The sequence below is a fragment of the Kitasatospora mediocidica KCTC 9733 genome, assembly GCF_000744225.1.
Classification (GTDB): domain Bacteria; phylum Actinomycetota; class Actinomycetes; order Streptomycetales; family Streptomycetaceae; genus Kitasatospora; species Kitasatospora mediocidica.
Window position 1 is genome coordinate 666,139 of record NZ_JQLN01000006.1, and the last position, 18,532, is coordinate 684,670.

At 71.5% G+C, this 18,532-nt stretch carries 14 protein-coding genes and 4 pseudogenes; 6 read left to right on the forward strand and 12 right to left on the reverse strand.

Annotated elements, in window-relative coordinates; all coding sequences use genetic code 11:
• Positions 1-32: 32 nt before the first annotated feature.
• The 7 genes from BS80_RS29280 to BS80_RS29315 form a co-directional block, all read right to left on the reverse strand.
• The gene (locus BS80_RS29280) at positions 33-605 is read right to left on the reverse strand and encodes a hypothetical protein (protein ID WP_232246685.1); all 573 of its coding nucleotides are present in this window, start codon (positions 603-605) and stop codon (positions 33-35) included.
• A 743-nt stretch (positions 606-1,348) separates the two neighbouring features.
• Positions 1,349-2,368, reverse strand: a complete 1,020-nt coding sequence (locus BS80_RS29285; RefSeq protein WP_035803700.1) for a S66 peptidase family protein — start codon at positions 2,366-2,368, stop codon at positions 1,349-1,351.
• A gap of 139 nt (positions 2,369-2,507) precedes the next feature.
• Positions 2,508-3,383 carry an alpha/beta fold hydrolase gene (locus tag BS80_RS29290; RefSeq protein ID WP_035803702.1) on the reverse strand — a complete coding sequence of 292 codons (876 nt, stop codon included), beginning with the start codon at positions 3,381-3,383 and terminating at the stop codon, positions 2,508-2,510.
• Entirely contained in the window at positions 3,380-3,973 is a 594-nt protein-coding gene (locus BS80_RS29295; protein WP_035803704.1) for a TetR/AcrR family transcriptional regulator, read from the reverse strand. Before BS80_RS29295 ends, BS80_RS29290 begins: the two co-directional genes overlap by 4 nt.
• Positions 3,974-4,075: 102 nt before the next feature.
• Positions 4,076-5,134: a 2-dehydropantoate 2-reductase gene (locus BS80_RS29300; RefSeq protein ID WP_269676127.1), complete on the reverse strand. Its 1,059-nt coding sequence runs from the start codon at positions 5,132-5,134 to the stop codon at positions 4,076-4,078.
• A 136-nt stretch (positions 5,135-5,270) separates the two neighbouring features.
• The gene (locus BS80_RS29305; protein WP_035803706.1) at positions 5,271-5,924 is read right to left on the reverse strand and encodes a hypothetical protein; all 654 of its coding nucleotides are present in this window, start codon (positions 5,922-5,924) and stop codon (positions 5,271-5,273) included.
• 609 nt (positions 5,925-6,533) lie between these two features.
• Positions 6,534-8,030 carry an endo-1,4-beta-xylanase gene (locus BS80_RS29315; RefSeq protein WP_408607442.1) on the reverse strand — a complete coding sequence of 499 codons (1,497 nt, stop codon included), beginning with the start codon at positions 8,028-8,030 and terminating at the stop codon, positions 6,534-6,536.
• 496 nt (positions 8,031-8,526) lie between these two features.
• Here BS80_RS29315 and BS80_RS29320 point away from each other — a divergent pair, with 496 nt between their 5' ends.
• The 3 genes from BS80_RS29320 to BS80_RS29330 all read left to right on the forward strand — a co-directional run bounded on the left by BS80_RS29320 (position 8,527) and on the right by BS80_RS29330 (position 11,900).
• Complete coding sequence (locus BS80_RS29320) at positions 8,527-10,017, forward strand: arabinofuranosidase catalytic domain-containing protein (RefSeq protein ID WP_083975511.1); 1,491 nt, start codon at positions 8,527-8,529, stop codon at positions 10,015-10,017.
• A 298-nt stretch (positions 10,018-10,315) separates the two neighbouring features.
• Complete coding sequence (locus BS80_RS29325; RefSeq protein WP_035803710.1) at positions 10,316-11,221, forward strand: serine hydrolase; 906 nt, start codon at positions 10,316-10,318, stop codon at positions 11,219-11,221.
• A gap of 211 nt (positions 11,222-11,432) precedes the next feature.
• The gene (locus BS80_RS29330; RefSeq protein WP_035803712.1) at positions 11,433-11,900 is read left to right on the forward strand and encodes a cupin domain-containing protein; all 468 of its coding nucleotides are present in this window, start codon (positions 11,433-11,435) and stop codon (positions 11,898-11,900) included.
• Between the two features lie 6 nt (positions 11,901-11,906).
• On the opposite strand, the pseudogene BS80_RS29335 reads toward BS80_RS29330, so the two are convergent.
• Positions 11,907-12,212, reverse strand: a pseudogene (locus BS80_RS29335) (helix-turn-helix transcriptional regulator); the annotation flags it as partial.
• Between the two features lies 1 nt (position 12,213).
• Here BS80_RS29335 and BS80_RS43150 point away from each other — a divergent pair.
• The 3 genes and pseudogenes from BS80_RS43150 to BS80_RS29345 all read left to right on the forward strand — a co-directional run.
• Positions 12,214-12,351: pseudogene (locus tag BS80_RS43150) on the forward strand (phytanoyl-CoA dioxygenase family protein); the annotation flags it as partial.
• Positions 12,348-12,659 (forward strand): annotated as a pseudogene (locus BS80_RS29340) (hypothetical protein). The pseudogenes BS80_RS43150 and BS80_RS29340, both read left to right, overlap by 4 nt.
• Before the next feature lie 317 nt (positions 12,660-12,976).
• Positions 12,977-14,065 carry an aldose epimerase family protein gene (locus tag BS80_RS29345; RefSeq protein WP_051967345.1) on the forward strand — a complete coding sequence of 363 codons (1,089 nt, stop codon included), beginning with the start codon at positions 12,977-12,979 and terminating at the stop codon, positions 14,063-14,065.
• Between the two features lie 60 nt (positions 14,066-14,125).
• Here the strand turns inward: BS80_RS29345 and BS80_RS29350 are convergent, their stop codons facing one another.
• From BS80_RS29350 to BS80_RS29365, 4 genes and pseudogenes are all read right to left on the reverse strand, one after another.
• Positions 14,126-14,335, reverse strand: a complete 210-nt coding sequence (locus tag BS80_RS29350) for a hypothetical protein (RefSeq protein ID WP_035803714.1) — start codon at positions 14,333-14,335, stop codon at positions 14,126-14,128.
• 182 nt (positions 14,336-14,517) lie between these two features.
• Positions 14,518-15,579, reverse strand: a pseudogene (locus BS80_RS38205) (beta-galactosidase trimerization domain-containing protein); the annotation flags it as partial.
• 307 nt (positions 15,580-15,886) lie between these two features.
• The gene (locus BS80_RS29360) at positions 15,887-17,398 is read right to left on the reverse strand and encodes a glycoside hydrolase family 43 protein (RefSeq protein ID WP_035803716.1); all 1,512 of its coding nucleotides are present in this window, start codon (positions 17,396-17,398) and stop codon (positions 15,887-15,889) included.
• Between the two features lie 85 nt (positions 17,399-17,483).
• Positions 17,484-18,395, reverse strand: coding sequence for a hypothetical protein (locus BS80_RS29365; protein WP_051967347.1), 912 nt, complete (start codon positions 18,393-18,395; stop codon positions 17,484-17,486).
• Positions 18,396-18,532 lie beyond the last annotated feature (137 nt).

Below are 18,532 nucleotides of genomic sequence, written 5' to 3' on the forward strand. Positions count from 1 at the left end.
GCTCGCGGTGCCTCCAGCGTTGGGAGCGGCTGTCAGGCGCGCACGGTCAGCCAGGCGCCGAGGCCGTTGCAGCCCTGGGCGTTGTAGCTGGTGCTGCGGTAGCCGGCCGGGATCGGCGAGCCCGGGCAGGTCCAGACGCCGTTGCGGACCTGGACCTGGTACCAGGAGCCGATGCCGTTGCAGCCCGAGCTCAGGTGGCCGGTGGTGACGTAGCCGGGCGGGATGGGCGAACCCGCGCACGTCCAGGCGCCGTTGCGGGCGAGCTGGTGGTACCAGGCGCCTATGCCGCTGCACCCGGAGCTGAGGTAGTTGGTGATGACGTAGCCGGACACGATGGGCGAACCCGCGCAGGTCCAGATCCCGTCGCGTACGGGCTGCTGGAGCCAGGAGCCCGCGCCGTTGCAGCCGGAGCGCTGATAGCCGGTGAGGACGTACCCGGGTGGGATCGGCGTTCCGGCGCAGGTCCAGCCGCCGACCGAGTGGGTCGCCTGCGGGGTGGCAGCTGCGGCGTCGGCCGTACCGGCGGCCGTGCCGCCGACGATGACGGCGGCCATCAGCGCGATGGAGCCGATGACGGCGGCGATCCGGCGGCGGACGGCCGCCACGGCTGAACCCTGTGTCGACATGTGCACGTGAAACCCCTCGATAGCCAAGAAAAATACGTCGGCGAAGTTCCTTAATCTTAGCTGGAATGTATGACGGTCCACCAGCTCGTGCTGGAAGCAGGCTCGTTGTGCGTCTGACCGAGTCTTGACCCGGACATCCGCTGCCCTTGACCCGGTGGGGAGCGCGGGCAGCGCCGCGGCGGGTGCGGCAGCTCCGCGCGTCGCGTCGACCGGCGGTCGGTCCGGTCGACAGGGGTCCATGTGGTCGGGTGCCTTGCTGGGGTCATGGGGACGCATGCGGATTCAGGGCCCTCCCTGCGGGCGGATGGTGGCGCCGATCCTGGATATCGCGGCTGGGAGGGCGCGGTGAAGGAGTGATTCGCGCAGAGCCGCCATCCGTCCGGGCGGTCCGCTCCGGGCGATCGGTCGCCCTTTCGGGCAGTTCGCTGACGCTGCTGGCCGCCGGTCATCCATAGCTCGGCTGCCTGAGGGCGCAACCGCCTGAGTTCCGCATCGGCGGGACGCCGTTCGTCACGAGCCATTCGCGCTCGCCGTCGAGATCCGCCGCCAACTGTCGCGCGGCCTCTCGCCGGTGTCTTCCGGACGGGGTTGTGATGGTGACGACGGCTGTCTTCTCGCCCCTCCTACAGGCCGAACAAGCGACTCGGGGCGGCAGTCACCAAAGCGTGAGCCGGCCCAGGGGGGCGCTGCCGGGGAGGCGTCGGCTCACTGATCTGCGGTGCTCAGCCGACCGGTTCCGTCATCGCGTGCGGCCCTACTGCCGGTTCGAGCAGCGACAACGTCCGCTGCTGCGCATCGAGGCCGACGCGGATGCCGACCGGCATCGGCAGATTCGGGCCGGCATGCCCGAACTCGACGTTGCCCAGGACCGGGATGTCACGGTCGCCGAGGACGTCGAGGACGATCTCGGGCAGGGTCGGGGAGGTGCCGGGCTCGAGTCCACTGATCTCGCGTGGAACGCCCACGACCATGCCGGAGATCCGATCGAGGATGCCGCAGTGTCGCATCACCTGCAGATAGCTCCACACGTATGATGCCAGGCCGCCCATCTCCTCCCAGAACAGCACCGCGCCGTCGAACTGTTCGAGCGGCAACGCGAAGGGCGTCGCCTGCGCCATCACGATGCGGTTGATCACCCCGCCGATCAGCCGGCCTTCGACACGACCAGGACGCCAGCACTCCCAGGACGGGCTTGCGGGCAGCGTACCGATCGCTTCGGTACTGGTCAGCAGCCTGGTGTAGAGCTTCTCGAGTTCTGCTTGGCGCGCCGCCGGCGCGGACTGCCAGTGCCCGCCGAAGCCGGGGACGGCCATGTCGGCATGGAACCCGACCAGACCCGTGCGCGCGTAGAGCACCAGGTGCAGCAGTGAGATGTCGCTGTAGCCGAGGATCGGCTTGGGATCGGCCCTGATCGCGTCGGCATCGATCAGGTCGAGGTAACCGAACGCCGTCTGGCCGCCGTCACTCGCGACGATCGCGCGCACCTCGGGATCTCGCAGAAGGGCGTTGAGCTCTTCGGCGATCTCCGCCGGCGTGGCCGCGCTCCACCAATGGCGGCGTCCTACTTCGAGTAGCGGAGCCCGGCGCACGCGGAATCCCATCCGCTTGAGCACAACCACCGTCTGTTCGACGTTCGGTTCGTAAGCGGCCGGCAGCGGACCGGACAGCGAGGCGATGACAACGAGATCTCCGAGCCTCAGGGCACGCGGTCGGAGCAGTTGAGGCAGCGCGGGATCGGTCATGGCGTCAGTGTCGCCGGTGGCGTTGGTAGGGTCACGTGATTTTCGCCGGGCGTCCGCCCCAGCGGATGGCCTTCTCGATGCGGATGCGGGCGCGGTGTTGTTCTTCGCCAGGAGCAGGAGCAGGAGCAGGAGCAGGCGCTCAGGCGCGCAGGACCTCGGCGAGGCGGTGGGTGAAGGCCGCGGGGTGTGTGGTCAGGCCGGTGTGGCCGCCGGGGAAGTGCACGAGGCCTGTGCCGAGTTGCTCGGCGAGGAACGCGGCGGGACGGTAGGGCAGTTCGCCGCGCGAATCCTCGCCGCAGGCGAGGACGAGCCGGTCCGACAGCGCCTCCAGCCGGCGGACGTCCGGGGCGTAGGACATGAAGCTCGGCACGATGCGCCCGACGAAGTACGGCAGGCCGGCCATCGTCCGCTCGGCGCGCGCCGCCGCCTGCGGCGGAAGCTCGACCTCGACCTCGCGCTTGGCCGCGGTCTCAGCTGCGGTCTCAGCCGCGGTCGGCGGCTCGGAGGGAGCGCCTGCCGTGAGCCCGGCGGCGAACACGCCCATCGCGGGCATCAGCCCCTCGCTGCGGAACGTCTCCTGCACGCGCGCCAGGAGTGCGCGGTGCTCGTGGGCGTCCGGGAGGACCTCCACGACCGGCGGCTCGTGCGCCACGAGGCGTTCCACGCGGTCGGGGCGGGTGATCAGCAGGTGCAGGGCGACGATCGCGCCCGAGCTGGCGCCGAACACCCGGGCGGGCCGGTCGGGCGACAGCAGGTCCAGTATCCGCAAGGCGTCGTCGGCGTGTTCGGCGACGTGCTGGTCGGCCTCGGGATCGTCCAGCGTGCTGCGGGACAGGCCGCGTGGGTCGTAGGTCGCGACCGTGTAGCGGTCGGCCAGGTCGTCGGCGATGCCGTCGAAGGAGGCCGCACCGCCCGTCCCGCCGGGGATCAGCAGCAGGAGCGGGCCCTGGCCGCGTACTTCGTAGTGCAAGGTCGCGCCGTGGACGCGAAGGCTGCCGGTGGTCGGGTCGGTCATGAGGAGTCTCCTTCTCGGGACGGGGGCCAGTGCTCCAGGAGGGAGTGCAGGGCGTCGAGCGCGCGGATCCAGGAGTCCTGCGGCGAACGCTCGTGCGCGAATCCGCCGGCAGCCTCCAAGGTGACGAATCCGTGGAACGTGCTGCGCAGCAACCGGACGGCGTCGGTGAGGTCGGGCTCGGCCAACCCGTAGCCGCGCAGCATGCCGTACGTCAGCTCGACGGCACGCCGCGGTCCGGACGCCTGCGCGGCCAGCTCGGGATCGATCCGGATCGGGGTCTGCGTCGCCAGGTAGCGGCCCGGATGCCGGTGGGCGTACTGGCGCCAGGCGTTCGCGTACGCGACCAGGGCCTCCCTGCCCGCCCGCCCGGCAGTCGCCTCGGCGATCAGGAGGCTCTTCTCGTCCGCAGCCAGCAGCGCGATCCGACCGCGCAGGTCCTCCAGGCTGCGGACGTGCGAGTAGAGACTCGCGTCCTTCACCCCGAGCCGCCGCGCCAGCTGGGACATGGTCACCTGTTCGAGTCCTACCTCGTCCGCCAGTTCGGCGCCCGCGATCGTCACGCGGTGCGCCGTCAGTCCGGCCCGTGGCATGTGCGCTCCCTTGTTCCTAGGAGCTCTAGGTATAGCCTAGGACTCCTAGGAACGGCAATCGGGAATCGCACCCGGCTGGGGCGGGCATCGCTGAGGCCTGCGTCACCGGGCCGAGGTGAGCTCAGCCAGGAGCGCGGTACCGGCCCAGTTCGGGGCGGTGCCGGGGGCGGCCGCCTCGGCGTCGCGGACGAGGGCGATCAGCCGGGCGTTGGCGGGGGCGGTGAGGCCGTGGCGTTCGGCGAGGGCGACGATCTCGCCCTGGAGCGAGTCGACCTCGGTGGGACGGCCTCGCTGCAGGTCCTCCCACATCGAGGAGCGCGCGGTGGCGTCGATCCGCAGGCTCGCCCCAGCCAGCCGCTGGAACAGCGCGTCGGGCAGGTCCAGCACCCGCGGCATCAGCCCCGGCGGAACCGGGCCGAGCCGCGCGGGCCGCACCCCGGCAGCCCGCAGCGCTGCCAGCCCCTCCCGCTGGCAGCGCGCCACGCACTGCCGGTAGGCCCGCTGCCCGACCTGCTCGCGCAGTGGCAGGCCGGACAGCGCGTTGACCGCGTTGTTGAGGTTCATCAGCAGCTTCGTCGCCTGGACGGCCGGCATGTCCGCGCGCAGCTCCAGCTGCAGACCGCTCGCCCGGGCCGCGTCGGCCAGGGCCTCCGCGCCGTCCTCCGCGCCGTCCTCCGCGCCCTTCTCGGTGGCCAGCATCAGCGCCCCGCCGCTGCCCTGGTGGAAGGCGGCGGGACCGGTGCGCACCACGTTGTACGGGACCATGCCGGCCAGCACCCGGTGGGCCGGCAGCGCGGCCGCGAGGACCTCCGGGTTGCGCAGGCCGTTCTGGAAGCTCACCACCACCGTGTCGGGGCCCAGGTGGGGGGCGAGGTCGCGGGCGGCGGCCGCGGTGTCGGCGGACTTCACGGTGACCAGGACGTAGTCGGCGCCGGCTGCCGCGCTCGGGTCGGCGGCGGTGGTCAGGTCCCGCGTCTCGCGGCGGGCCGGGCCCGGACCGGTGACGGTCAGCCCGTCCGCGTCGATCGCCGCCATCGCGGCCGGTCGGCCGATCAGGGTGACATCGGCGGTCGCGGCCAGCATGCCGCCGAGATGGCAGCCGATGGATCCGGCGCCGAACACGGCGATCCGGAGCCGGCGTCGGGCATGGGTGAGGGGCACGGGCTGCTCCGGGCGAAGGCGAAGGCGAAGGCGGGGGCGACGGTGAGGGTGAGGTAGCGGACTGCCGAGAGTTATACACGCCCCAGGCGGCAGGCGGCAGGCGGCAGGCGGCCGGCGGCAGGCGGCCGGGCGGTCCTCAGTCCGTGGGCTGTCGGGGGCGTCCGGGGACCCACAGCGGCGCGGGGCCGTCGAGCGGCATGGAGCGGGCGGCGTGTTCCTCCAGGTGTTCGGCGGCCCGGGCCGGATCCAGCTGGCCGAGCTCCGCCAGCGCGGTGGCGGTCAGCCGGGCGCAGGCCAGGATCAGCGCGAGAGTGTCCCGCCGCTGGTGCCGCGCGCGGATGTACGCCTCGCACCGGTCGTCGATCCGCTGCCCGTGGCCGGCCCCGCCCTCCGCGCCGAGGGCCTGGACGCCGTGCCAGACCAGGGTGAGGGCGGTGGGTTCGGCGGGGTGCGCCAGCTCCGTCCGACGGGCCTCTTCGCGGGCCTCGGCCGCGCGCAGGCCGAGCCACTCCAGGACGGCCGGGCGGTGCCCGTCATGGACCCGCAGCAGCAGCTGCGCGGCCCGGTCCACGAGTGAGCGCAGGACCGCGCCCGCCGGTACCCGCAGGTCCGGCCCCGGCGCGTCGCCGAAGGCCAGCCACACGTGCGCGAACGAGCTGGCCCGGATCCGCCACGCGGCGGCCCCCGCCTCGGTGTCCCGCCACTGCTGCACTCCGAGCCGCACCAGGCCCGTGGCGGCGAGCTGCACCGCGTCCTCGTCCAGCGCGAGCAGCTGTCCGCTCCTGAGCACTTCGCACCCCCACCAGCGACCATGACCGTGAGCGCACATCTCACCACATCGGGCGTAGGCGAACCAGAGGGGGCCGGTGAAGTCGGCCTCACGAGTTCCGCGCGGCCTGCGGTGAACGGGCACGGGCACCCGGTGGCGACGTCCGGGCGGAAGCGGACTCCCGGGCTCCAGTGGCGCGCCCGTGGACGCTCCGGGCAGGATGTGCGTACGAACAGTGGTGCGACGGGAACCACCGGTCCGGTCGGCCGCTGTGCTCACAGAGGGGGGAATCATGCGCATGCGAAAGACTGCTGCCGCACTGGTCGTCACCGCCGCACTGGCCGGCGCGTTCGTGCCCACCATGGCTCAGGCCGCCACCGACGGGGGCTGGGTCGGAGTGCAGGGGGTCCGGTCCGGGGCTCAGCCTCAGACGCAGTGGCCCGGAGCGCAGCTGACGCGGAGTCAGGGTGCCGTCATCGACGGGGGCTGGGTCGGGCTGCAAGGGGTCCACACCGTAACGGCCTAGCGGAGCCGATCCGGGGCCGGGCCCTCGGGCGGGCTCGGGCGGGCTCGGACGGCGGCTTGACCTGCCGCCGTCCGAGCCCGGACCGGGTCCAGCGCAGCGGCAGGTCAGCCGAGGGTCCACTGCTGGTTGGAGCGGCCGGAGCAGGTCCAGAGCTGGGCGAGGGTGCCGTTGGCGGTGGCGGCGCCGGTGACGTCCAGGCACAGGCCGGACTGGACGCCGGTGACGCTGCCGTCGGTGTTCAGGTGCCACTGCTGGTTGGTCTGGCCGTTGCAGGGCCAGACCACCACCTTGGTGCCGTTGGTGGTGCCCTTGCCGGAGGCGTCCAGGCACAGCTGGCCGCTGCCGCCGTAGACGGTCAGCTGGTCGGACGAGGTGTGCGTCCAGGTCTGGTTCGAGCCGCCCCAGCAGTCGTAGATCTGCACCTGGGTGCCCGCCGTGGTCGAGGCGTTCGGCACGTCCAGGCACCTGCCCGCACCCACCGACCGCAACGCACCACTGCTACCGCCGCCGACCGGGGGCGTGCCGCCCAGGGCGGAGAGCGCCGCGTCGTGGGCCGGCTTGGGTTGGTCGTTGTCGTCGTACATGGTGGCGGCGCCGTAGCCGGGGAAGGTGCCGGGGATCCAGGAGTGCGCGTCGTCCACGCCCCACTGGGAGACGCCCACGCAGCCGCTGACGGCCAGACAGTCGCGGACCACGGTGGCGTAGTCGGTGCCCTGCTGGGCCAGAGACCCGCTGGTGGCGGGGAGTTGGATGCGGTCGTCGAGTTCGGTGACGGCGACGTTCAGGCCCAGCGCCGTGAACCGCTGCATGTTGGCCTGCATGTCGCCGGGGATCTGGCCGAGGACGAAGTGGCTCTCCAGGCCGATGCCGTCGATCGGCACGCCCTGGGACTTGAGCGAGGAGACGAGGTTGTAGAGCGCGTTGCTCTTGGCGTTCTCGCCCTCGATGTTGTAGTCGTTGAGGTAGAGCTTGGCGTTGGGGTCGGCGGCGTGCGCGGTGCGCAGCGCGTCGGCGATGTATCCGGAGCCCATGGCGTTGTAGAAGGCGTCCTGGCGCAACGAGCCGTCCTCGTTGAACGGTTCGTTGACCACGTCCCAGGAATAGACCTGGCCCTTGTAGTGGGTGGCCTCGGTGGTGATGTGGCCCTCCATTGCTCCCTGGACCTGATTGGTCGGCAAGTTGCTGACCCAAGAGGGGAGTTGGCTGTGCCAGACCAGGTTGTGGCCGCGCACCCGCATGCCGTTGGCCTTGGCGTAGGCGACGATCTGGTCGCCGGGACCGAAGTTGTAGGCGCCGTTGGACGGCTCGGTGGTGTCCCACTTCATCTCGTTGCCCGGGGTCACCATGTCGAACTGGGCTGCGGCGACTGCGGTTTCGCCGCTGACGCCGAGATCGCCGTCGGTCAGCGCGGTGCCGAAGTAGCGGCCGTCCGCCTCGGCGGCGGCCTTGAGCGTCGCGCCGGACGTGGCGGACGTGGCGGACGTGGCGGGGGTGGCGGGGGTGGCGCTCAAGGCCGCCGCCGAGGCGGAAGCGGCCGTGGCCGGCAGACCGATCGCGGTCGCCAGTGCGGCGGTGAGCAGGACGGCGCGCGCACGGCGCACTGCCCTCACTGCTGTTCCAGATTGCATGTCCGACCTCCAGTGGGTGGTTCCGGAGAGGTGCGCACGCTGACGGCACCGGCGTACGGCGTACGGCCGACGGGTCACGGGTGCGCGGGAGCGGGGGCTGCGACAGCCCCCTGGGGGAGGGGGCCGGGAAGGCGCCGAGCTGGGCCGTCCGGCAACGGCGCTCGACGAGACCGGCTCCCTGGCACAGGAAAGCCGCCGCCCGATCGGGGAGTCAAGACGCGGTTGAAAGTTTCGGCATTGTTTCGAAACTTCCGGAGCCCGACGGCGACCGCTGGCCAGCGGAGGAGCCGGATGCGGCGGGTCCGGCCGCGACCGCGTCCGAATCCACTTCCCGCGCAACCCCTTGACAGCCGGTCAGCGGCACTGCACCGTCTCCTCCCATGACATCCTCCCCCGTGGACCGGCATCCCGGGGTGCAGGCTGTTAGCGCTAACACCCCTACTCGTTCGCGCTACAGGGAGATTTCGGGATGAAGATCCGTCATGTCTGGGGCCGCCTGCGGCGGTCACAGCGAACCGCCGCCCCCGCCCGGGCGGCCGCCGCGGCCGCCCTCCTGCTCGGCGCGCTGGTGACCGCCGGAACCACGGCCGCGCCGGCGCAGGCCGCCACCCAGGGGCCGTGCGACATCTACGCGGCCGGTGGCACGCCGTGCGTGGCCGCGCACTCCACCACGCGTGCGCTGTACGGCTCCTACGGAGGCGCGCTGTACCAGGTGCGGCGCGCCTCCGACAATGCGACCAAGAACATCGGTCTGCTGAGCACCGGCGGCTACGCCGACGCCGCGGCGCAGGACGCGTTCTGTGCGGGCACCAGCTGCGTCATCACGGTGATCTACGACCAGTCCGGCAAGGGCAACAACCTCACCCAGGCACCCGGCGGCGGTGCCGCCCACAACGCCGACAACCTGGCCGACGCCACCGCCGCGCCGATCACCCTGGGCGGGCACCAGGCGTACGGCGTCTACGTGGCCTCCGGAACCGGCTACCGCGACGACAACACCTCGGGCATCGCCACCGGTGACCAGCCGGAGGGCATGTACGCGGTGCTGGACGGCACGCACTTCAACGGCGGCTGCTGCTTCGACTACGGCAACGCCGAGACCAACAACAACGACAACGGCAACGGCACCATGGAGGCCATCTACTTCGGCGACATCAAGGTCTGGGGCTACGGCAGCGGCAACGGACCGTGGGTGATGGCCGATCAGGAGAACGGCCTGTTCTCCGGGGTGAACGCCGGCTACAACGCGAATGACCCGAGCGTCAACGACCGTTTCCTGACCGCCATGGTCAAGGGCGGGCCGAACCAGTGGGCGATCCGCTCCGGCGACGCGCAGTCGGGCGGCCTGGCCACCGGCTACAGCGGGGCGCGGCCCAACGTGTCAGGCTACAACCCGATGCACAAGGAGGGTGCGATCATCCTGGGCATCGGCGGTGACAACAGCAACGGGTCGGCGGGCACCTTCTACGAGGGCGTGATGACCTCCGGCTACCCGAGCGACGCCACCGAGAACTCCGTCCAGGCCAACATCACCGCCGCCGGGTACGGCACCGCCACGGGGGTCGCCAGTGGTGCGTTGCGGTCGGTGGGTGCGGGCAGGTGCCTGGACGTGCCGAACGCCTCGACCACGGCGGGCACCCAGGTGCAGATCTACGACTGCTGGGGCGGCTCGAACCAGACCTGGACGCACACCTCGTCCGACCAGCTGACCGTCTACGGCGGCAGCGGCCAGCTGTGCCTGGACGCCTCCGGCAAGGGCACCACCAACGGCACCAAGGTGGTGGTCTGGCCCTGCAACGGCCAGACCAACCAGCAGTGGCACCTGAACACCGACGGCAGCGTCACCGGCGTCCAGTCCGGCCTGTGCCTGGACGTCACCGGCGCCGCCACCGCCAACGGCACCCTCGCCCAGCTCTGGACCTGCTCCGGCCGCTCCAACCAGCAGTGGACCCTCAGTTGACGCCGGCTTGACAGAAAATGTGTGAGCGTTAACACTCTTCTTTCTCGGTGCCATCGAGAGCTCCGTCGGCCGGAGGTGGCTGCCCCCAGGTCTCCCAACTCCGGCCGACGGCCCTGCGTCCCGCCCCCTGGAGGGTGGGGAGCGGGACGGAACCCGGCGCCGGTGCGGTCCCCCACTGCCTCAACGGGGGCCGCTCCGGCGACGGGTGGCGATGCGGGGGGCTGCACTGGTGTCCCTGACCCGAGGGCGCGACTCCGAGACGGCTTGACGATCACTCAGAGCTGACAGAATCGATGTCATGACGGACGACATCCGAGAGATCTTCGAACGGGCCGGCTGCGAGGGCGCTTTATGCGTCCAGCCGCTGGAAGGTGACGCCGAGGTCGGTCTGCTGGCTGATGAGCCTGTGGTCCCGGCCTCGGTGGTCAAGGTGCAGGTCGCCCTCGAGGCGGAGACCTGGTTCGTTGAAGGCCGATTGGACCCGTGCGAGCGGGTGACGCTGAGTGCCGCCGATCGGACTCCCGGCCCGGTTGGGATCTCGCTCTTCAACGACGATGCCGTGCTCTCGTGGCGGGACATGGTCGTCCTGATGCTCACCATCAGCGATAACGACACCACCGACGCGCTGCTGCGGCGGGTCGGCGTCGGCGCACTCAACGCGACGGCGACTCGGCTCGGTCTGACCGGTACGGTGATCGAGTCCGACCTGCGGACCATGCTCGACTCCATCGGCCAGGATATCGGCCGTGCCGGCTGGCAGGACTTGCTGGCCTGGGTAGCCGGCGCATCGGCGAACGAGATGGCGCAGGCCGACGAGAGGCTCCTGGCCTCCCGCGCCTTGGACCCGTCGCAGGGGACCCGCACCACTCCTCGCGACATGGTCGACCTGCTGCGGCTGATCTGGACTGACCAGGCGGGCCCGGCAGCCGCGTGTGAGCGTGTGCGCGCCGCGATGGCAAGGCAGGTGACCCGGCACCGGATCGCGAGCGGGTTCCGGTTGCCAGTACGGGTCGCGGCCAAGAGTGGCAGCCTGGCCGGCGTGATCCGCAACGAGATCGGAGTGATCTCCTATCCCGACGGCCGCCGGTATGCCGCCGCTGTTTTCACTCGATCCCGGCCGGGCTCGGACGACGCCGCGATCAGCCGGGCCATCGGCGCCGTCACCGCGCAGGCCGTCACCGCGTTGCAGGACAGGGGTGCCTGAAGTCCTTGGCATGGACGCAGACCGGTGGCGGGCGATGTTCAGCCAGGCCGTGGCCCGGATCGCGGGGGCCGGTTCGGCTGACGAGTCATGAGACGCTCGAGTGCGGTGTCGGCAGCACTGCCGCCGGCGCGAGAGGCGCCTCCCACTCGCGGCGGCACGCTGACCCGAAATTCCCACCGTGTGATCCGGACCGGACCGAAGGGAAGACGCCATGACCATGCCCTACCTCGCACAGCCGGACCAGCACCAGCGACTCGAATGGCTCGACGGCGGAGTACTGGCACTCCTCCTCGACAGCGCCGCCACCGATGGACAGTTGACCGTCGGACGCTTCAGTGTCACCAAGGGCGAGGCCCCGCCGTACCACCTGCACACCCGTGAGGACGAGGTCTTCATGCTGCTCAAGGGCGAGGCCCTGTTGTGGTGCGACGACAAGGAGATGGAGCTTTCGGAGGGCGGCATCGTCTACCTGCCCAGGAACATCCCGCACGGCTACCGGATCACCTCCGACACCGCCGATCTGCTGATGATCTGCACTCCCGGCGGCATCGAGGGCATGTTCCGCCACTCCGGCCGGGACCTGGCGACCCCCCGCCCCGAGGGCTTCCAACTCTCGCAGCAGAGCATGGCCGAGGGCGCCGACCTCTACGGTCAGATCATCCTCGGCCCGCCACGCTGATCCCGCTCAGGCCGGTACGACTGCCCGGGTGCCGTCGGCGGCGCGGACGGCGCGCGCGGATGCCCCGAGTTCGCGGTGGCAGGCTTTGTTGAACGCCTGCAGGTCGGGGATGCCGACGGAGGCGGCGACGGCGGGGATGGACAGGGTGGTGGCCCGCAGGAAGTGGCGTGCCCGTTCCATCCGGCGGGACCGGATGTAGCCGACGACCGTCTCCCCGGTGGTGGCGCGGAACAGCCGGGTGAGGTGGTTGTGGGAGACGCCGGCCGCCTTGGCGATCTCCGGCACCGTCAGGGGCTCCGTCAGGCGCGCCTCGTGGTACGAGCCGGCGACCGGCCGGCTGGAACGGTACAACCGCATTCTGCTGTGGCGGGAGCTGACCGGCGACCACGGCTTCGACCTCGACCACTGGGTGACCAGGGTCTCCAACCGCCCACAGGAGGCCGCGGTATGACCATCGAATCGACCCTCCCGGTGCGGGCGACGCTCCGTCAGCAGGTACTCGTGCTGTACCTGTCCGACTCGGCGCTCGACTCGTACGTCGTCGGCTGGTCGCAGTACGACGGCACCGGCCGCACCTCGCCCACCACGGGTGACGGCGACGAGCCGCCCTAAGACTCGGGAGTGGCGGCGCTCCAGGACGGCTGGCGGTTGTTCCAGGCGGCCCAGCTCATCCCGCCGTATCCGGGCCACGAGTACGACGTCTCCTTCCTCAAGCACGAGTTCTTCTTCGAACGGATCGTTGACACCGGCGCACCATGATCCATCGCGCTTGACAGGATCATTGTGAGCGTTAACAATCTCACTGCGCGGTAGTTGAGATGTGAACCTCTCGGCTTCGCCGATCGAGTTTCCGGTGTCGCCGGCCACCCTGCTCGTCGGCGGCGCCCGTTCGGCCCTCCTGAGGGGGAGGCAGCGGAACGGTGATCTGCCGCTGGTGTGCCTTCCCTTCCCCGGACGAGGGCGCACCAGCGGCGGGGAAGGGCCGGAATCTGGCCGGTACCCCTCTCGAATCCGACAACGCCTGCTCCCAGGGCGGGCGTTGTGCTTTTCCCGCACAATGCCGAACGGAGAGTCCCGTGTCGAGAGACGCACTCGAAACCACCGGTGAACCGAAGGCGACCCAGGAGACTGCCGGGACGCTCCCGGACGGGCGGTGCGTCACCCGTTGGACGTTCGGCTTCCCGGGGTGCGTCAGCGTGGAGGTGCTCAACCTGGGCGCCCGGCTGCAGGCCGTCCACGCGCCGGACTGGGAGGGGGTGCGGGCCAACGTCGTCCTCTGCTGCGACGGCGTGCCGGAACTGCTCGGGGAGGCCGCGTACTTCGGTGCGACAGCCGGCCGCTACGCCAACCGGATCGCGCGCGGTGCGCTGCCCCTGGACGGCAGGGTGCACCAGCTGGCCACCCAGGCCGGCGGGCACACCCTGCACGGCGGACCGGACGGGTTCGCCACCCGCCTGTGGGACGGCGTGGTGGTCCGGGCGGGTCGGCGGGTCGGCGTCCGGTTCCGCCTGCACAGCCCGGACGGCGACCAGGGATTCCCGGGCGCGGTCACCGCAGAGGTGAGCTATCTGCTCGACCCGGACGGTGAACTCTCCGTCGGCTACCGGGCGACCACGGACGCCCCGACGGTGGTCAACCTCACCAACCACGCGTACTTCAACCTGGCGGGCGAGGGCCGCTCGACGGTGCTCGACCACCTGCTCCAGGTCAACGCCGACCGGTACACCCCCGTGGACCCGGAGCTGATCCCGCTCGGTCCCGCCGAGCCGGTCGACGGCACGCCGTTCGACCTCCGCGAGCCACGGGCGATCGGTCGCCGGATCGCCGCCGACCATCCGCAGATCCGGCTGGCCGGTGGCGGCTTCGACCACAACTGGGTGCTCGACGGCACCGGTCTGCGGCAGGCCGCCGTGCTGAGCCACCCGGGCAACGGCCGGCGCGTCGAGTGCCTGACGACCGAACCGGGCATCCAGGTCTACACCGCCAACCACTTCGACGGCTCGCTCACCGGCCGCTACGGCCGGGCGTACCCCGCGCACGCGGGCATCGCGTTGGAGACCCAGCACTTCCCCGACTCGCCCAACCGGCCCGAGTACCCCTCCACCGTCCTGCGTCCGGGGGAGGAGTACCGCTCCACCACGGTGTACCGCTTCTCGGCCGGGTGAGCAGCAGTCCCGGGTGAGCAGGAGGCCCGGGCCCACACGCGGGGCCCGGGCCGGCCGCACTCAGGGCCCGGCGTAGGCCGTCGCCTTGATGCCGTAGAGCTCGGCGTAGCGGCCCCGCTCGGCCAGGAGCTCCCGGTGCGAGCCGATCTCCACGAGCCGCCCGCCGTCGAGCACCAGGATGAGATCGGCGCCGGTGACCGTGGAGAAGCGGTGCGAGACGATCACCCTGATCGCCCCGGTGCGCGCGGCGAGGTCGCGGGCCCGGACCATCTGCCGTTGGAAGATCCCGGCGCGCCATGGCCGCCGGCGGTGCGGTGGATGACGACGGTCAGCAGCGGGGCCCGCGCGTCGCGCAGGGGGCGGAGGAGCGACAGGGAACGGTCCGGGATGGGGATCACGGGAGTGGGTCCTCAAGAGGGGACGGGGTGATGGGCTCGGCGGGGCAGGCTCTCTCAGCCGCTGGTGAAGACCCGGACGTCCCAGGAGCCCAGCTGGACCTGGGTGCCCGCGGCGACCGCACCGCCGGCCAGGACGTCGGTCAGGTCGACGGGGACGCGCACCTCGGCGGGTTCCCAGTTCCAGTTGTGGACCACGTGGACGCGTCGCCCGTCGGGGCTGGTGCCGGTGGTCGCGGTGACGGAGGCGGGTAGGTCGCGCCAGCCGCTGACCGGGGTCGGGGCGAGCCAGCCGGCCAGGGCCGTGGCGAAGCCGTGGCTGGGCACGGTGCCGACGCAGGTCACCCGGCCCGCGCCGTGGGCGTGGGTGGTGGCGGCGGCCCAGCGGCCGAAGTGCGGGTGGTCGTACGCGGCGAGCACCGTGGCGCCGGTGCTGGTCAGCCCCTCCACCCAGTGGGTGGCGGTGGCGCCCTGGGGGAGTGTCAGCGGGCTGCCGGGGGCGGTGCGCAGGGGGAGCGGGGCGGAGACGTTGCTCAACTCCTCGTGGTGCGCGCCGGCGGCGGCGGTCAGGCGGGCCGGGGTGAGCTCGTGGCGGGCCCGGGCCTCCTGGTCGGCGTAGCCGGTGCGGGGGCCGAGCACGAGGTGGCCGCCGGCGCGGGCGTAGGCCTCCAGCCAGTCCAGGGTGGAGTCCTCGGCGAGGTAGAGACCGGGGACCACCAGCACGGGGCGTCGCCGGGCCGCCACCTCGGGCGCCACCCCCTCGCGGTCGCCGCGTGGGTCGTGCAGTTGGCGGACGTGCAGGATGCGCACCTGGCGGCCGGACTCGACGGCGGCGCGGTAGAGCAGCCCGTACTCGCCCAGGTAGACCGGTATCCCCTTGGCGACGAACTCGCTGTGCATCAGGGCGAAGGTGTCGGCCTGCATCTTCTGGTCCGTGGCGTCGAAGGTGGTGCCGCCCGCGATGTTCGCGCTGAACGGGTAGTAGCCGTAGTAGTGCACGGTGGCCACCAGGTTGTGGTCGTGCAGGGAGGCGATCTCCCCGTTCAGATCGTCCATCAGGGGCTGGGACGGCGTGCAGCCCTGGGTGGGCAGCACCAGCAGCCGGTCCTTGTTGCCCCCGCAGGTCTCGTCGGGGACGGCGTCGAGGGTGTTGCCCAGGTTCCAGCTGGGCTGCATGGCGGCCACCGCGGCCATCGGGTCGTGCGGGGCCGGTGCGTTCCAGCTTCCCGGGGGGAACCAGCCGGGGGCTGTGGGCGCGGCCATGGCGGTGCCACTGGCGAGGCTGCCGGTGGTGGCCAGTGCCACCAGGAGGGCGGCCGTGCGGCCGAGTCGGCGGTTGAGCGACCGGGGGTGCTGCGCTGCATCCTTCACGGGTCGTGCCTTTCGGGGGTGGGGGTGGAGGGGCTGGTGATTTCCGGACGAGCCGTCAGCGGGGCTGCTCGGTCTCGTAGTCGAACCAGTCGAAGTGGACGGTGCCGGATGCGGCATACATGCCGATCACCCGGCCGGTGAAGCCGCCGGCCACCTCGGTGGACAGGTAGCGGCCGTCGAGGGTGCCGAGCACGGTGAACGTGCCGTCCGGCTCCTCGACGCCGAAGGAGAGGAGATCGGGCCCGGTCCGCGCGTCCTGCGGCGGCGCCGGGGCGATGTCGACGCCCAGGACCACCGGCCCGACGGGCAGCGACCGGACCGCCACCTCGGTGCGCAGCGGCCCGATCCGGGCGAAGACCCGCACCTCGCCCGCGTCGGCCTCGATCTCGTAGTGGTGCTGCTCGTCCAGCCGGACGGCCAGGCCGCCCCGGCCGGCGTAGGCGTCGACCAGCGTGCGCACCCGGCAGCTCCGGTGCTGCTGGCGCCTGCCGACGAACACCGCGTCGGGCTCGTCCAGCGAGCCGCCGGCGGCGTGCAGGGTCAGCCACCCGGCGCGCTCCTCGGTGCCGCAGAGCTCGGCGCGGCGCTCGCGCACCGAGATCCACTGCGGGTGCAGCTCGGCCTGGTCGAAGTCCTCCCGCGTCGGCACCTGCGGAACGGGCGCCAGCGGCCAGCCCGGCGCGGGCATCTCCAGCTCCAGGTCGCCGACCACGGGCCAGCCGTCCACCCAGCTCACCGGTACGAGGAAGGTCTCGCGGCCGAGCACGTGCCAGCCAGGGGTGCCGCCGCCCGGCCGCGCGCCGAGCAGCACCAGGCACCAGGAGCCGTCGGGCGCCTGCACCAGGTCGGCGTGGCCGGTGTTCTGGATCGGGTGATGGGTGCTGCGGTGGGTCAGGATCGGGTTGGCCGGGCACGGCTCGAACGGGCCGGTCGGCGAGTCGCCGCGGGCGATCGAGACGCAGTGGCCGCGCTCGGTGCCGCCCTCGGCAATCAGCAGGTACCAGTAGTCGCCGATCCGGTACAGGTGCGGTGCCTCGGGGGCCTGCGCTCCGGGCGCGCCGGACCAGGTCCGCTCCGGTTCGCTCAGGTTCTCGCCGGTCACCGGGTCGAGGCGGAGCTGGGAGATGCCGGCAACGGTGCACCAGCAGGTGCCGTCCTCGTCCCAGGCCAGGTCGGGGTCGATGCCGGGAACGCCGGGCAGCGGCAGCGGGTCGGACCACGGGCCCGCCGGATCGGTGGCGGTGAAGAGCACGTTGCCGGCTGCGCCCACGTTGGTGACGATCAGCCAGAACCGGCCGTTGTGGTGGCGCAGGGTGGGCGCGTAGATCCCGGCGGAGGAGGGCATGTCGCGGGGCAGGCGCAGCTGGCTCGGCCGGTCCAGGGCGTTGCCGATCTGACTCCAGTTCACCAGGTCGCGGCTGTGGAACACAGGGATGCCCGGGAAGTACTCAAAGCTGGAGCAGACGAGGTAGTAGTCGTCGCCCACCCGGCAGATGCTGGGGTCGGGGTGGAAGCCGGGGATCACGGGGTTGGCGACGGTACCGTCCGCCTGGTGCTGGCCTGACACGTGCTCAGTTCCTCTCAGGGTCTGTTCTTGAGGGGTGGTGCCCCGGCTGTTTGGGCGGCCGGGGCACCACGGTTCGTTCGCGGCACTAGCCGGTTGCGCAGGTGGAGCCGTTGAACCAGAAGGTGGACGGGTCGGCGTCACTGCTGGTCCAGGTCGCCTGGAAGACGAACTGGACGTTTCCGCCCTGGGGGATGGCGGCGTTGGCCTCGGTCACCGCGATACCGACGTTGGGGGCGTTGGTACCGGCATACTGGTTGATCAGCGAGCGCACGGAGCCGCTGATGTTGGGGATCAGCGCCTGCGGCTTGCTGAGCAGGTCGGCCTCGCTGGTGCTACTCGGGTAGGTGTGCACGATCGCGAAGTCGATCTTCGAGCCCGCGATCGACAGGCCCGTGTGGTTCCAGTCCTGCGTGTCGCCCGGACCGACGATGCCGTCCGGCCGGAAGCCGGGGGTGGTCAGTACGGCGCCGATCTTGATGGTCGGGTCGACCGCCTTCATCGCCGAGATGTACTGCACGAGGTTGTTGGCGTAGGTGGTGGCGCTGTGGCTGCTGTGGGTGTCGTACTCCCAGCCGTTGCCGTTGGTGTACTCGCCGTTGCCGTAGACCTCGTTGCCGACCTCCCAGTACTTGACGCCGTATCCCTTCGTGATGTTGGCATACTGGACCCAGGCGGCGTCCTCCTGGGCGGTGCCGGAGCCGTAGTTGGCGGTCAGGATCGGCTGCGCGCCGGCCGCGCGCATGGTGCCCATGAAGGCGTCGAAGCCGGTGTTCGGGGCGACGTAGGCGCCGCCCGAGGCGGTACCGGTCTGCCAGTGGTAGACATCGGAGTGGCTGCCGCCGGGGTAGCGGACGGCGCCGATGCCGGCGTTGGCGAGCAGGCCGGGGGTGTCGGAGGCGTTCATGTTCGCGTCGAAGACGGCGGTGTTGACGCCGACGCCGACGCCGGTGCTCGGGCTGGTGGCGAGCTGCTGCGCGGCGTCGACCGACACCGACACGCGGTCGCGACCGTGCGGTTACGGGTGGTGTGGAACGACCATCTCATGTTGTCCCTCCATGGGGATGGCGTCGTGCTCGGGTGGGTGGTGTGGATCTCCCGTGTTCGCGACGGTGGACCCGGACCCGGGCTCGCGGT

Bases quoted from the DNA above. Each gene is read 5' to 3' on its own strand.
- BS80_RS29285 (WP_035803700.1), bottom strand. From the start codon at position 2,368: ATGACCGATCCCGCGCTGCCTCAACTGCTCCGACCGCGTGCCCTGAGG.
- BS80_RS29290 (WP_035803702.1), bottom strand. From the start codon at position 3,383: ATGACCGACCCGACCACCGGCAGCCTTCGCGTCCACGGCGCGACCTTG.
- BS80_RS29295 (WP_035803704.1), bottom strand. From the start codon at position 3,973: ATGCCACGGGCCGGACTGACGGCGCACCGCGTGACGATCGCGGGCGCC.
- BS80_RS29320 (WP_083975511.1), top strand. From the start codon at position 8,527: ATGAAGATCCGTCATGTCTGGGGCCGCCTGCGGCGGTCACAGCGAACC.
- BS80_RS29325 (WP_035803710.1), top strand. From the start codon at position 10,316: ATGACGGACGACATCCGAGAGATCTTCGAACGGGCCGGCTGCGAGGGC.
- BS80_RS29330 (WP_035803712.1), top strand. From the start codon at position 11,433: ATGACCATGCCCTACCTCGCACAGCCGGACCAGCACCAGCGACTCGAA.
- BS80_RS29350 (WP_035803714.1), bottom strand. From the start codon at position 14,335: ATGGTCCGGGCCCGCGACCTCGCCGCGCGCACCGGGGCGATCAGGGTG.